A 13,975-nucleotide genomic window follows, 5' to 3' on the forward strand; every position below is an offset into this window, starting at 1 on the left:
TCTCATATCTAACATCTCAAATCTAAAAGCCTTCAGGTGCCTATATCGGCGGTGTCCACCTCTTCCCATTCCGAACAGAGAAGTTAAGCCCGCCAGAGCCGATGGTACTGCAGTAAAATGTGGGAGAGTAGGTCGGTGCCAAATCTTAAAGTTAAACCTCTTGTAGCAATACAAGGGGTTTCTTTATTTATAGCCCGACGGAGCCGATAGTACTGTCCCGTACGTACGGGATGGGAGCCCCGGATAGCCGGGACATAAGTAGGTCGGTGCCAAATCTTAAAGTTAAACCCCCTTGCGCAAGCTTGGGGGTTTCTTTATTTATAGACTATTTTTGCCTGCCCATCCCCCCAAAGCGTTCACGCTGCGCAGCGTGAACACCGTGAACACTACCATACCCCTCATAATCAGGAGTTTCCAAATTTGCGCATGGTGTCAAAATCGTGTCACCACTTTTATTGTTGGATGTAGTTATATTATCATCGGTAGCAATACTATTCAAATGTTACCATTGCTTTTATCACGCCGTTTGCCGGGTTAAGCCAGCTCTCGAAGTTATCGCTCACTTCATCAAATGCAACGCGGTTGGTAATGTAGGTTTCTGGTTTTATCCAGCCGTTTTTAATGGCTTGTATTACTTGTTCAAAATCTTCGCGGGTTGCATTACGGCTGCTCATCAGCGTGGCTTCCCGTTTATGAAATTCGGGGTGACTAACAATAAGATCGCCTTTTTGCAGCCCAACCAAAACATATCGCCCGCCATGCGCCAAATAATTAAATCCGTTGTTAATGGCCTTTTGACTGCCGGTTGCATCTATCACAACGGTGGGCATATCGCCGCCGGTAATTTCGTTTAAGCGGCCGGCGATATCTTCTGTTTGCACGTTAATGGTAAAGTCAACATTTAGCTTTTCACGGCAAAATGATAAACGCTGCCCGTTCATATCGGCAGCAATTACGCGGCCACCGGCCATCCGCGCAAATTCCATAATTCCCAACCCTATTGGGCCGGCACCAACAACAAGTACATATTCGCCTTGTTTTATACACGCTCGTCGCACGCCGTGAGCCCCGATGGCTAAAGGTTCTATCAGCGCCAGCTCATCAAAACCCAATCCTTCGCCTTTAATAAGTAAACGCGTAGGCACCTGCATATATTCGGCCATGCCGCCATCGGTATGCACACCGCAAACCTGTATGCTGGTACAACAGTTTGGCTTTTGCGAACGGCAGGCAATGCAGTGCCCGCAGTTGTAGTAAGGGATAAAGGTAACTGCTTCGCCTTTTTCGAAACCTTCCGCTCCGCCTGTATCTATCAATTCGCCTGCTAACTCGTGGCCCAAAATACGCGGGTAGCTAAAGTAGGGTTGCGTACCCTCAAAGGCGTGCAGGTCGGTACCGCAAATGCCTACCCGTTTAATTTTTAGCAAGGCATTGCCTGGTAACAATTCCGGTAAAGCCGCAACGCCGTATTCCAAATGCCCGGGCTTAATACACGTTAATATTTTCATTTATTCTGTTTAAATGATTTATTCATAATTCCAATTTTTGAGTATCCGGTGAATGTTACTGTTGATAAACCCTATTGATGATGAAGGGCAGGTAATCAGCAGTTATTAGACCATCGGCGCTTAGTTTTTGCCAAAACTCGACAGGGATAATCGAAGTGGCCATGGCCACATTTTGTTTAACCCGCGCCGGATTAGTAGTGTTTAATGCAACACTGGTAACTCCAGGAGCACTCAAAGCAAACTGCACACAGGCAACAGCAGGCATAACGCCAAACTCACGGCAAATGGTGTCAAAACTATCCCGCCAGGCAATCAACCCTTTACCCTCATCAGCCTGCGGGTCTACCGGCCGGTAATTATAAAACCCGCCGCCGGTTAAAAACCCCGCGTTAAAAACAGCGGAATTAATGATGATTATACCCCTGGCTTCCAGCTCTTTCATAAAGCGTATCAGTTCTGGCGGATGGCTGTGGATGGTCATACTGTTAGCAATCATCACCCAGTCCAGCTTTACGTCTTTTGTTATTCTTTGAATAATTTTCCAATCTTTTGCGCCAACGCCTATCGCTTTTACTTCGCCTTTTTGCTTTAAATCCGCCAGTGCGTGGTAAGCCTCCAGTATATCCCGGTAACGTTTGTCACGGTCGCCGTCACTATCTGCGGCCAGCAGGTACTCATCAGGATCATGCACAGATACAAGCGAAGCTTTATACCCGTTTAAGAGGTGGTTGCCTTGTTCGTAACATTGCAATATCCCGTCGTAGCTGATGCTTTGTACGGCATCGTATTGAAGCCCTTTCCAAACGCCGGGTTCAAAAGTTGGTTCTTCGGTTGTTAACTCAGTGCGCAACCAGCCCAGTTTATTGCTGATGAGCACGTCTTCGGGTGCAACACCTGTTTGTTTCAGGCAATTTCCGATGCATTCAAGCGAAAGGCCGGCCCCATATTTTCCGGCGGTGTCAAAAACAACCGGCTTTGCAGAGGAAGCAATGCATTCTTTTACGATAGCAAGTTTAACGCTATCCGGCAAGGCAACATATAAATTACCCAGGCCGCTGGTGCCAAAAATTACCTCAGGTAGGTTAATGCCTGTCATTCTCTTTAATTTAGTTCTATTTTTAAGCCCAGTACGGTCCAGGCGGGCATATTGGCTGGTTTTGTAATAACGAGCGCATCATCTTCCTGTTTCCATTGCAGTTTTTGCGTATTGCCTAATAGCTTTACCGACTTAATGGTCTTATCATTTACTTTTGAATTTTTCCCAAGCGAGGTAATTCGGATGTCTCCCGTAGGAGTATCCATGCAGAACGCATATAAGTTGTTGCCTTTGGTGGTAAAGCGGATATCGGTTGGCTGATAAGCATTAACATCGCTTAAGCCGCCAAACTGGCCTTTTTTCTGGTTTGTTTTGACGGTTGAAGGGCCCTCGCCGTAAATTTTCCAGGGGCGGGTACCATAAATGCCTTCGCCGTTCGCCGGTATCCAGTCTGCAATCTGCTCTACAATAGCCAGTACATCGGGCTCCAGGTCGCCTTCGGGTGTTTGCACAACGTTTATCAGCAGGTTTCCGTTCTTGCTTACGATATCCAGTAGCATTTGTATTACTTCTGTACCTGTACGGTATTTTTGCCCGGTTTGGTAAAACCAGTCGCCTATAGAGGTGTCCGTTTGCCATGGGTAGGTGCTTATAGAATCGAGCACTCCGCGCTCTACATCCTGCGCCCATTTTCCGTCAGATGCTTCTTTACAATTGTAAACTGCCGTTAGTTTGCCGCCGTTGTGGTCAATATCCCCATTGTAATAATTTGCCAGCATGCTGCGGCCCACCACATCAAAAGGTAATTTACTATCAGAATACAGCAGGTCGGGGTGATAGGTGTCCACCAGTTCTTTAATTTCTGCATACCATTGTTTCATGTATTCAGGGTTGGTAGTTAGCCATGCGTTATCGCCGGCTGCGGCCTTGGTTTGGTAAAGATCGGCGTATTGCGGGTCTGCGCCATCATAAGGTATCCCTTTATATTGCCCGGCGGTGTCGGCACCGTGTGCAGGCTGGTACCAGGTATAGCTGGCCGCCAAATGTTCTGATACGCCAAACCTAAGGCCCTGTTTTTTTGCGGCTTTTTGCCAAAGGCCCACTACATCTTTATGCGGCCCCATATTAACAGCGTTCCATTTATGGATTTTTGAATTCCATAAAAAGAAATTATCGTGATGGCTGGCCATGCTCACAAAATATTTTGCGCCCGCCCGTTTGTAAAGCGCCATTAGTTTTTCGGGGTTCCATTTTTCGGCTCTCCATAATGGGATAATATCCTTGTACCCGAATTTTGAAGGGCTGCCGTAATGTGCTACATGATATTTGTTTTGTCTGCTGTTCTCCACGTACATATTGCGGGCGTACCAATCGCCCTGGCGCGGAACAGCCTGTGGCCCCCAGTGTGCCCAGATGCCGAATTTGGCATCCCTAAACCACTCCGGGTATTTATATTCTTTTAATGACGCATCCGTAGGTTTAAAAGGCCCACTATTTATTGGCAGTTCCTGGGCGCAAACAACCGATACGCTCATTGCCAGTGCCGTTACGGTTAAGCAGGTTAATGTTAGTTTTTTTCTCATAGTTTATTGGCTTGATTTTTAATTAAGATCAATTTAAATGGAGGTATTAAAGAATCGAGGAAACGGGTAATTCGGTTGGTGTGAGCTTGCTCACGCGATGCCCCCTTAGGCCAAACAGTGCAATTACGATGAAACATACCAGTGGCACATAATAGGCCTCCTGGATATTGCCTGTAGCATCACTAACGTAGCCGAATATGCGGGGGATGATCGCTCCGCCTACGATTGACATAATAATGAGGCTGCTGCCGAATTCAGTATCGCTTTTCAGATCTTTAATGCCCAGCGCAAATATGGTAGGGAACATAATAGACATGAAAAAGCAAATACCGATTACGGTGTAAACCGTGATAATGCCATGAGCAAAAACGGCTACCAAACAAAGCGCGATATTGATGATGGCGTAGATGGCGAGCAAGTTTTCTGATTTAAAAAACTTCATTAGCGCCGTGCCCACAAATCGCCCGGCAAGGAACGCGCCACCGCATATGCCAAGGTAATCGGCCGCTTCTATATCCGATAATTTTGCGGCGCGTGTTGCGTATAAAATAAAAAGGCTAAATACTGATACCTGCGCGCCTACATAAAAAAATTGCGCGGCTACTCCCCACGATAAATGCCTGTGTTTAAGTGCATGGAGGATATTTTTACTCGCGGCAGGCCCGTCGTTATTTTGGATTTTAGGGAGTTTAGTGAACGAAAAGACAATAGCAATAAGCACCAGGATGGCACCTAAAACCAAATAAGGCATTTTTACGGTTGATGCTTCGGCTGCAAGCGCTATTTTACGTGCACTTGCGCCCATTGCATCTAATTGGGCGGGCGTATTGCCTTTGTTTAGAATAAGTCGCGCACCAATAATAGGGGCAAGCGTAGCAGCGAGCCCATTAAACGACTGCGCAAAATTTAATCGGAAGGTAGCGTTTTTCGGGTCGCCCAGAACGGTGATATAAGGATTGGCGGCAGTCTCCAGTATGGTTAAGCCGCAGGCAATAACAAATAACGCACCTAAAAACGGGGCATATTCCTGCGTGTTGGCCGCCGGGATAAAAAGAAAGCAGCCCAAAGCAAAAAACAGCAGGCCGGTTATAATACCGGTTTTATAGCCAAACTTTTTCATGATATAGCCGGCGGGCAACGCCATAATAAAATAAGCGATGAATACGGCAGAATCTACCAGTGTGGCCTGTACGGTTGAAAGTGTAAACGACCGTTTTAAATGCGGTATGAGTATAGGGTCGAGATTATGGGCAAAACCCCACAAAAAAAATAACGAAGTTATTAGAATTACCGGGAACAAGGTGCTTTGCGCTTTCTGTGTCATAAAATCCAGGAATGATGTTACAATTGGTTGTCCAAAGAAAGCGCGTTTAAAGATCTATGGAGAAAAAAAATTATCCGGTTATTAAGGTATTTTATCTTCTATTCATTCTAATTGCTATTTTTAGGAATATTTATTGAAATGAAACCACAACTACTTAAGGTGCCTTATGAGCCTGACCATTCTTTTGGCGTGCGAAAGGAAATGAAGCCTAATATCAACAACAGGTGGCATTATCATACGGAAGTTGAACTGATCTATTTCCACAAGGGGCAGGGCACACAGTTCATTGGCGATAACATCAAACAATTTGGGCCGGGGGATATTGTGCTGGTGGGCAGTAATTTGCCTCACTTTTGGAAATTTGAAAATTATGACTTAAACGAACCCGGCGTTGAAGAACCGTATTCTACCGTTATCCATTTTTTTGAAAATTTTATAGGAGAGCGATTCCTGCATTTGCCCGAAGCCAGGCCAGTAAAAAATTTCCTGGAAAGAGCGCGCCGCGGGGTGGTTATCAGCGGTACCGATTCGGAACAAGCCGCCGCGCTAATTGAAAAAGTTCACCAAAAGGATGGTTTGTATAAAATAATCGCTCTTATCGAATGCTTGTGCTTTATGGCCTCATCAAGTCAGGTTACCGAACTTTCATCCATCGGTTACAAGTATGAGTTCCCTGAATCTGAAAATAAGCGGATCAATGCCATTTATAACTACACACTCAAGAATTTTCAGCGTAAAATCCTGTTAGCCGAGGTTGCCGAAATTGCCGGGATGACCTCGAATTCGTTTTGCAGGTATTTTAAACATTATACCGGCAAAAGCTATTTCGACTTTTTGACAGACATCCGAATTGGGTATGCCTGCAAATTATTGCTCGAGAATAAGTTGTCGGTGAAACAAATATGCTACGAATGCGGCTATCGGAATTTTTCCTGTTTTCATAAGATTTTTAAAGAGACAACCGGGAAAACGCCGCTGTTATACGCTCAGCAATTTGATGTGAATTGTTAAGCGAGTGGAGAAAGCGCTGTAGCGAAGTCTTAAATAGACGGCTTAAGATTTTTGGATTGGCAAGGTGAAATTAAACGTGCTGCCTTTTCCTATTTCACTATCCACCCAAATTTTGCCCTTATGGCGATTAATGATTTCAGAGCACAGGTAAAGCCCAATGCCAAAACCATCTATTTTTTCTGTTTCCTTACTTTCTACCCGATAATGAGGGAGAAAAAGTTTTTCAATATTTTCCGGAGATATGCCCATGCCCTGGTCACGTATGCTAATCGTAACTTTACTTTCGTCCAGGTCGCAGCCTATTTCAATTGGCATGCCGGTGTTTGAGTATTTAGCGGCATTGCTCAGCAAATTAACGAGTACCTGTTCTATTTTAGAACGGTCGGCTTCAATCAGGACTGTTTCGAAAGGTGCCATAATAATCGGGTGGGTAGCAGTGATGAAAAGCGTCTCCTCCATCACTTCGCTAAGCAATTCATTCAAGCTGAACGTTTGTTTCGTGAGGTGGATCTTCCCTGCTTCGGCACCGGATAAGTTGAGGAGGCTGTTAATCATATTGAGCATTTTCCTCACCTGTTTTTCCACTTTTGAAAGCGCACCAATTGAAAAACTATCCTTTTGTTTCTTCGCCCAGTTATTTAGCATTTGCACATAGGCTTTTAAAGCAGTCAGCGGGGTTTTAAGTTCATGGCTAACGATGCCGATAAATTTGCTACGCCGCAAATCGTTTTGCTTTTGTTCGGTAATGTCGATTACAATACCAGAGAAATAGGTGTTGTTAATATCGGATGTACTGAAACCGCCGGTAATACTCAACCAATGAGTTTTTTTCTCGGAAGGCAAGATAACCGGACATTCCAGGTATAGATTGGTATGTAGTTTAATGGCATTGTCTACTGCTGCCCGAACGCTTCGGCGATGCTTTTCTACCACATTTAACAAGGCATCATCGAACGACATTTCTTCTTCCGGCGAGCAGCCGAATAAAACCTTGGTACGGTTAGAGGGAAGGAATTTATTGGTTACAGCATCCATTATCCAAATTCCGACGTTGGCGGAATCGAGTGCCATTTGCGCAACATCAAGGGTCAAAAATGGCTTGTCAGGATCAGTTGCCGGTTTGTTCTCAGAAAGTTCATTCATCATACTGCTCATATCCAAATCAGGCCAAAAATACGGTATTTTAAAGTGATTAGGTGCAGAAGAAATAGTGGTTATATTATTAAGGCAATCTTTCGTTTCAACGCTTCCCTCACAACGATTCGAGTGATTGCTTCTAATTTGCACCAGGGCTCAATGAAATACGCGGGCGATTTTTGATTTATTAAAATAGCAACAACCGACCTTTAATGAAAACAAGCTGTAGCCATTAACTTAATCTGTAATCGCCTCGTTCGGGTATTCGTCGGGTAATTTTGGTTTTAAGGATATTTGATGTTTTAATTCGTTTATATCAATCGGGGTTAATCAGGTTAAATTTTCAGGCGGAGGTTTTTCTTTTCCATCAGGCCCACCAGCAGTATCAGTATAAAGGATGTCGCCAGCGACCGCAGGATACCCACCGCGCCGGTATTGATAAACAGTGGATATTTTATCAGGAACAGTTTCAATAAAAACACCTGGAAGTAGGGCATGAGGTAGCAGGTGAGCGTACTGGTACCTGCCGGGCGTATCCAACTGAAAAGGTTCTTGTTGCCGCGCATATCAACCAGGTAAATCAGCAGCTCGAAAACCAGTATGGTGATACCGGCGCAGATGAATACCCAGGCCGGCGTAGCATGTATTTTGGATATGCCCTGCGCATAGGACCTGATAACAAAACACGCTACCAGCAGCAATACACCGATTGCACTGAAAGTGACCCATAGTAATTGCGTTTTCCCCAGTTCTACCAAACGGGTGTATGTGCCGGAAATAACGATACCCGTCATCACCAGCGCAACCGATGCGCCATCGCCGACGAGCCAAACCTTGCCTTTGGGCATGATGCTATGGCAAACGATGTTGAGGGCCACAAACGCCACCCAGCAGGTAATAAGGTACGCCAGCTTCCCTTTTAACAGGTAGTATAATATGGCGCAAACCAGGTAGGCCCAGCCAATGATGCCCAATATGCCCCACCAGCCCGGGCGCATGCCATGCGCAATTTCATCGTCGTCGCAGCCTTTGTAGATAATGGCCATTATCAGCAACAAAACAATACCGGCAGAAATCATTAGATTTTTAAAGATTTTTGAAGAATTCTTAGGGTAATCCAGCCATATTAAAAAGAAGGCTACCGTAATCATAAGTGCCCAGGCGGCTTGTACTATCGGTGCTGTAGCTTCGTCATACGATTCGAGGTTGACGTGAAAGAACCCCAAAATCAGCAATGCCGCGCTACGGGTGAGTATGTAGACGAATACCTGGCGGGCATTATCGCCTTTTTTGATGCGGTTTTTGATGGCGAAAGGCAGCGACAACCCTACTATGACCAAGAAGGCCGGGAATATAATATCGGCGAAGCCCAATGCATCTTCGCTGGCTTTGGCATGATCTATCCATTCGGGGATGTTTTTTACGCCGCCAACATCGTTAACGAATATCATTAAAAACATGGTGACGGCGCGCAGCACATCAATGGATAAAAGGCGTTTTGGTAATTGCGACATATTGATTATCAGGGTATAGGCTCGTTTGTTATTACCAGTTGTAACAGCGTTCTTTGGCGTAATCAGAGTTGCTTTTCTTCAGCATCTGGGCAATAATGCGCCAGGCCACAGTGTTATCAAATTCCTGTTCGTTTTTGGTGATGGTAACTTCATTATCTCTTATAACTGCTTTAAGGTATCCAAAAAAAATATCCATGGCCACTGCTGCGCTCAAGTCATCGGCTCCATCCATATGCAGGGAGATGGTTTTGCCGCTCTTGATGCTGGTCGCCAGGAAATTGGTTGATAAATCTAAGTATTTATTATAGGTAGTGTTGTTGTAATGGTACAAAATTATTGGGGGCGGCGTTAAATCTTTTAGCTTTGGATTGTAAACTAATAGCCATACCACGCTAACACTTGTTATATATGATGAGAAAAAGTAAATATGCTTCGTTATTAAAAAAAGGTACGTTATGGATACTATTGGCGCTGCCTGTTTGTGCGATTGCGCAACAGGTGAAAATTGTTACCAACCACGTGGGTTACGAATTTGACAAACCTAAGCACGCCGTATTGGTTGCTGAAAGCAAAATTGTAGTGAGCAGCGTTAAATTAATAGATGCAGAAAGCGGCAAGGTGGTTTTTACCGGCAAAGCGGCTTACAGTGGCCCGGTAGATAAATGGAAACACTGGCAGTTCTATACTGTCGATTTCAGCAGCTTTAACACAATTGGCAATTATAAACTTGTGGTTACCCTGCCGCAAAAAACGGTGAGCTCCTTCCCGTTCGCCATTGGTAAAAACCTGCTGGAGCAGAAAACCATATCAGAAGTAGTCTATTATTTTAAAGGGCAACGCAGTTCTGGCTTGTTGGATAAGGCCGACCGTACGTTGACCTTGTCGGGTAAAGGAAAAGATACTATCGATGTCCACGGCGGCTGGTACGATGCCACGGGCGATTATGGCAAGCATCTTTCGCACCTCTCGTTCTCGGTTTATTTCAATCCGCAGCAGATATCGCTTACCGACTGGAGCCTGTTCAAAACCTACGAGTTATTAAGTGCCCGCACGGGTACAGATTATCGCCAATTCAATCGCCGTATTTTGGATGAGGCCATGTACGGTGCCGATTACCTGGTGCGGCTACAGGTGAAAGATGGCTCGTTCTATCGCTCGGTTGGTGCGCCGGGGCCGGGCAAATTGCCGAAAGACAGGGTAGTACAGCCAGATGAAGGTAGTTATCGCATCAAGGTGAACAAGAGCCAGTCGTTCACCAAAACTATTGAACAAAAGAGCCTGCGAAGCTATTTGGCAAGTTATCGTTCAGGCGGTGGCTTGGCCATTGCCTCGCTGGCTTTGGCATCTGCTTATCCTACATCGGGCGAGTTTAGCAATGCCGATTATTTAAAGGCCGCAGAAAATGCCTTCGCATTCCTCGAAAAACAAAACGCTACGATTGATTACGATGGCAAGGAAAATATCCTCGACGATTATTGCGCCTTGATTGCAGCTACCGAATTATATAAAGTTACTCATAAAGATATTTATCAAACAGCGGCAACGCAACGTGCCGATAACCTCATTGCCAGGCTTGCAGCATGGGCTCAATACAAAAATTACTGGCGCGCCGATGATAGGGACAGGCCGTATTTCCACCCATCTGATGCCGGGATGCCTGTGGTGAGCCTGTTGGAATTCTATCCGCTTGCAAGCGAAGCGATGCAGCAAAAAATAAAGGCCGCCGTAAAGGCATCCTTGCAATTTGAACTGGGTATTACGCACGAGGTAAACAATCCTTTTGGATACAGTCGGCAGTTGGTGCAGGATACCCTGGGTAACCGCCGCAGCACATTCTTTTTTCCACATGGCAGCGATGCATCGCCCTGGTGGCAGGGCGAGAATGCCCGATTGGGTTCAATCGCCACAGCCGCAAAAATGGCCGCACAATTATTTAAGGATGACAAGCCATTTCACGACCAGCTGCAAAGCTTCGCACTCGACCAACTGAACTGGATACTTGGGCTTAATCCATTCGATGCAAGTATGCTGCAGGGCACCGGCCACAATAATCCTGCCTATGGTTTTTTCGGCACGTTCGAGTACACTAATGCACCGGGTGGTATCGTCAATGGCATTACATCAGGTTTTGAGGATGAACACGATATCGATTTTAATATTCCCTACGCAGTATCGGGCAAAGATTCGGACTGGCGCTGGGCAGAGCAGTGGTTGCCGCATGCCGCCTGGTACCTTTTAGCCGTAGCCACACCATAACTATCGAACACCAATGACTATTATAAAACCTCTATGAAAAAATCAGTCGTCATAAGCCTGTTCTGCCTTTTCGCGTTTGCGTGTAACGCGCAAAAAACGCCGCGCTTTAAAGTTATAGCCCTGTACGAAAATGGCGGGCACCACCTCGAATACTCCAAGGCAGCAAAGCCATGGCTGGATAAACTTGCCGCTGACAGCAACTTTACGGTAGACTATATACAGAATACCGATAATATCGATAGTGCCTTTTTAAGCAAATACCAGTTGTTTATCCAACTGGATTTCCCGCCGTATGCCTGGAAAGATAAAGCCGTGAAGGCCTTTGAGCAGTATATCAACGAGGGCAGGGGAGGCTGGATAGGTTTCCACCATGCCACGCTGCTGGGCGAGTTTGATGGTTACCCGCTGTGGCCATGGTTCTATCAGTTTATGGGGCAGATAAAGTTTAAAAACTATATCCCTGCCTTTGCAAAAGGGCAAGTGAACGTGGAGGATAAAGTTCACCCCGTAATGAAGGGCATCCCGTCTTCATTCTGGGTACAAAAAGAAGAGTGGTACACCTACGATAAAAGCCCAAGGCCAAATGTACACGTGCTGGCATCAGTTGATGAAAGCAGCTACGTACCAAACGGCGAGGTAAAAATGGGCGACCACCCCGTGGTGTGGACCAATCCCGCCTACAAAGCCCGCAACGTTTACATTTTTATGGGCCACTCGCCGGTATTGTTCGACGATGCGAATTACAAGAAACTTTTCAGCAACGCTATTTTCTGGGCCGCTAATAAAAATTAACCCCTAAATTTTTGTCACCGTGTTTAATAGATTAACCCCCATTTGCCTCTTGCTTCCGTTAGCAACCCTACACCATCGGAACTCACAATTCAAATAGATTTCCGGATTCTACTTTATCAGATTCTCGTAATCGTCAATCGTATCTATATCAATGCTTCCCTTTTCGAAGGGCACAAGGGCAGTTTCATCTGGATGGGTCAGGAGTATTTTTTTTGCGCCATCGTGGCCTTGTAGCAAAAGGAGCTTTGAAAATAAGGAGTGGTGGAACAATGCCGGAGGGCCCGTAGTATCGCCGTAGGTGCAGGCAATAATGGGCATGCCGGTTTCGGTATGTTTATCAATCAGGCTGTCCAGCAATCCGGGGCTTATGAAAGGCTGGTCGCATAATAAGATGATTGCATTTTCTATGGACGTATCTTTATTTACCTGGGCAATCGCAAGCCGGATAGAGGAGGCCATGCCCTCCTGCCAATGGTTATTATAAAGCGTCGTGGTTCCGTCAATCGGCTTTATTTGGTCGGTATTTGCGCCGAGCACTACCACTATTTGCTCGCAGTTAGATTGCTGCGCGCACTCGACTGTATATTGCAGCAGGGTTTGGCCATTGTGCAACAGGTTCTGCTTGGGTTGGCCCAGCCTGCTTGATGCGCCGGCCGCAAGGATAATTGCCGCTGTCATTTACAGGCTGTGGATAATGGTTGTTTTATACTTCAATGATCTGCCGTTGCGTTGAGCGGATACAGCCTTTATTTCGGCAAGGATAGCTAAAGCGATTTCTTCGGCCGTTTCAGAACCGATATCCAATCCTACCGGACCGTATATGGCTTCCATATTGCCCGCGCTTATTTCGGTGCCGTTGGTTTCCAATTCGTCCAGCATGCGTTCCAGTTTTTTCCGGGGGCCTAAAATGCCTATGTAGGGTGGCTGCATCGGCAAAAGCGTTTTCAGGAATGCTATTTCGTAATTATAGTTATGCGTCATCAGCACAAATGCTGTTTGCGCGCTTACTTCCAGCTTGCCTAGTACTTCATCGGCTTTTGCAATCAGTATTTTGCCCACGCGCGGAAAGCGTTCGGCAGTAGCGTAATTCGGCCGTCCATCCACAACCGTAACGTCCCAACCCAGCACTGCAGCCATCTGGGTAAGGGGTATGGCATCGTTCCCCGCACCAATAATTACCAGCGAAACCGACGGCTTTACGCATTCTACGAATGCGGTATATTCCTCATAATCCTTCACCGCCGAGCGTTGGCCGTCCAATGCCTCCATTGCATAGCCAAGCAAAAGGCTATCATAAGGCGTTGTTGCCCCGTTGCGTATGATGCCCTGCGCTGTAAGACACAGGCACGAGCCGGGTTGGGCGGCCTTTCGATTTTGGAGGGAAAACAGCGTAACCAGCACAGCATGGCCGCGCGAGGCTATTACGGCTTTCAGTAAGGTAATCGGGTTAGAGTGTTCATGCCTGATAGGCTCTATCAGGATGTGGATGATGCCGTTGCAGCCAAGGCCAACGCCCAGTTTGGCATCGTCATCGTCCATAGTATCGTAAGTAACAAGCAAGGGTTGTTGCTGCATAATTACCATGCGGGCTTTGCGCAGGGCATCGCCTTCCAGGCAGCCGCCGCTTATGGCGCCGGTCAGTTGCCCGTCTTCAGTAATCAGCATCCTGGCACCCGCGCGGCGATAGGCCGAACCTTCTACCAGTACCACGGTAGCCAGCGCGGTTTTAATTCCAAGTTTTACGGCGTCGTCATACGCCGCCACGATGTCGTTGATTTCTTTCATGTTTAACCTATGGCCCGCAGGCTATCCGG

The 13,975-nt window shown here is 46.3% G+C and carries 12 protein-coding genes and 1 rRNA gene; 4 read left to right on the forward strand and 9 right to left on the reverse strand.

Features of this window, described 5'->3' with window-relative positions:
- Positions 1–32 precede the first annotated feature (32 nt).
- Positions 33–144, forward strand: a 5S ribosomal RNA gene (gene rrf, locus AC1DYT_RS15320).
- 347 nt (positions 145–491) lie between these two features.
- On the opposite strand, the gene AC1DYT_RS15325 is transcribed toward rrf, so the two are convergent.
- Genes AC1DYT_RS15325 through fucP form a run of 4 tightly spaced genes read right to left on the reverse strand, consistent with a single transcriptional unit; the run spans position 492 to position 5,451 of the window.
- The gene (locus AC1DYT_RS15325) at positions 492–1,508 is read right to left on the reverse strand and encodes a zinc-binding alcohol dehydrogenase family protein (protein ID WP_477470454.1); all 1,017 of its coding nucleotides are present in this window, start codon (positions 1,506–1,508) and stop codon (positions 492–494) included.
- 55 nt (positions 1,509–1,563) lie between these two features.
- Positions 1,564–2,604 carry an aldo/keto reductase gene (locus AC1DYT_RS15330; protein ID WP_477470455.1) on the reverse strand — a complete coding sequence of 347 codons (1,041 nt, stop codon included), beginning with the start codon at positions 2,602–2,604 and terminating at the stop codon, positions 1,564–1,566.
- A gap of 5 nt (positions 2,605–2,609) precedes the next feature.
- Positions 2,610–4,127 (reverse strand): alpha-L-fucosidase, encoded by a 1,518-nt coding sequence (locus AC1DYT_RS15335; RefSeq protein ID WP_477470456.1) that lies wholly within the window; start codon positions 4,125–4,127, stop codon positions 2,610–2,612.
- A gap of 46 nt (positions 4,128–4,173) precedes the next feature.
- Positions 4,174–5,451: an L-fucose:H+ symporter permease gene (gene fucP, locus AC1DYT_RS15340; RefSeq protein WP_477470457.1), complete on the reverse strand. Its 1,278-nt coding sequence runs from the start codon at positions 5,449–5,451 to the stop codon at positions 4,174–4,176.
- A gap of 138 nt (positions 5,452–5,589) precedes the next feature.
- Here fucP and AC1DYT_RS15345 point away from each other — a divergent pair, with 138 nt between their 5' ends.
- A complete protein-coding gene (locus tag AC1DYT_RS15345; protein ID WP_477470458.1) occupies positions 5,590–6,462 on the forward strand; it encodes an AraC family transcriptional regulator in 873 nt (290 codons plus the stop codon).
- Positions 6,463–6,504: 42 nt separating this feature from the next.
- On the opposite strand, the gene AC1DYT_RS15350 is transcribed toward AC1DYT_RS15345, so the two are convergent.
- From AC1DYT_RS15350 to AC1DYT_RS15360, 3 genes are all read right to left on the reverse strand, one after another.
- A complete protein-coding gene (locus tag AC1DYT_RS15350; protein ID WP_477470459.1) occupies positions 6,505–7,608 on the reverse strand; it encodes a PAS domain-containing sensor histidine kinase in 1,104 nt (367 codons plus the stop codon).
- A 326-nt stretch (positions 7,609–7,934) separates the two neighbouring features.
- A complete protein-coding gene (locus tag AC1DYT_RS15355; protein WP_477470460.1) occupies positions 7,935–9,113 on the reverse strand; it encodes a DUF5009 domain-containing protein in 1,179 nt (392 codons plus the stop codon).
- Positions 9,114–9,144: 31 nt separating this feature from the next.
- Positions 9,145–9,504 carry a hypothetical protein gene (locus AC1DYT_RS15360; protein WP_477470461.1) on the reverse strand — a complete coding sequence of 120 codons (360 nt, stop codon included), beginning with the start codon at positions 9,502–9,504 and terminating at the stop codon, positions 9,145–9,147.
- Between the two features lie 17 nt (positions 9,505–9,521).
- On the opposite strand from AC1DYT_RS15360, the gene AC1DYT_RS15365 reads away from it, so the two are divergent.
- Together AC1DYT_RS15365 and AC1DYT_RS15370 are read left to right on the forward strand one after the other, a co-directional pair.
- Complete coding sequence (locus tag AC1DYT_RS15365; RefSeq protein WP_477470462.1) at positions 9,522–11,369, forward strand: glycoside hydrolase family 9 protein; 1,848 nt, start codon at positions 9,522–9,524, stop codon at positions 11,367–11,369.
- A 33-nt stretch (positions 11,370–11,402) separates the two neighbouring features.
- Complete coding sequence (locus AC1DYT_RS15370; RefSeq protein WP_477470463.1) at positions 11,403–12,161, forward strand: ThuA domain-containing protein; 759 nt, start codon at positions 11,403–11,405, stop codon at positions 12,159–12,161.
- Positions 12,162–12,269: 108 nt separating this feature from the next.
- Here AC1DYT_RS15370 and AC1DYT_RS15375 read toward each other — a convergent pair whose 3' ends face one another.
- Complete coding sequence (locus AC1DYT_RS15375) at positions 12,270–12,839, reverse strand: nucleotidyltransferase family protein (protein WP_477470464.1); 570 nt, start codon at positions 12,837–12,839, stop codon at positions 12,270–12,272.
- Positions 12,840–13,946 (reverse strand): XdhC family protein, encoded by a 1,107-nt coding sequence (locus AC1DYT_RS15380; protein WP_477470465.1) that lies wholly within the window; start codon positions 13,944–13,946, stop codon positions 12,840–12,842.
- Positions 13,947–13,975 lie beyond the last annotated feature (29 nt).

Source organism: Mucilaginibacter sp. P1_D10, from assembly GCF_056406215.1.

Bases quoted from the DNA above. Each gene is read 5' to 3' on its own strand.
- AC1DYT_RS15325 (WP_477470454.1), bottom strand. From the start codon at position 1,508: ATGAAAATATTAACGTGTATTAAGCCCGGGCATTTGGAATACGGCGTT.
- AC1DYT_RS15330 (WP_477470455.1), bottom strand. From the start codon at position 2,604: ATGACAGGCATTAACCTACCTGAGGTAATTTTTGGCACCAGCGGCCTG.
- AC1DYT_RS15335 (WP_477470456.1), bottom strand. From the start codon at position 4,127: ATGAGAAAAAAACTAACATTAACCTGCTTAACCGTAACGGCACTGGCA.
- fucP (WP_477470457.1), bottom strand. From the start codon at position 5,451: ATGACACAGAAAGCGCAAAGCACCTTGTTCCCGGTAATTCTAATAACT.
- AC1DYT_RS15345 (WP_477470458.1), top strand. From the start codon at position 5,590: ATGAAACCACAACTACTTAAGGTGCCTTATGAGCCTGACCATTCTTTT.
- AC1DYT_RS15350 (WP_477470459.1), bottom strand. From the start codon at position 7,608: ATGATGAATGAACTTTCTGAGAACAAACCGGCAACTGATCCTGACAAG.
- AC1DYT_RS15355 (WP_477470460.1), bottom strand. From the start codon at position 9,113: ATGTCGCAATTACCAAAACGCCTTTTATCCATTGATGTGCTGCGCGCC.
- AC1DYT_RS15365 (WP_477470462.1), top strand. From the start codon at position 9,522: ATGATGAGAAAAAGTAAATATGCTTCGTTATTAAAAAAAGGTACGTTA.
- AC1DYT_RS15370 (WP_477470463.1), top strand. From the start codon at position 11,403: ATGAAAAAATCAGTCGTCATAAGCCTGTTCTGCCTTTTCGCGTTTGCG.
- AC1DYT_RS15375 (WP_477470464.1), bottom strand. From the start codon at position 12,839: ATGACAGCGGCAATTATCCTTGCGGCCGGCGCATCAAGCAGGCTGGGC.
- AC1DYT_RS15380 (WP_477470465.1), bottom strand. From the start codon at position 13,946: ATGAAAGAAATCAACGACATCGTGGCGGCGTATGACGACGCCGTAAAA.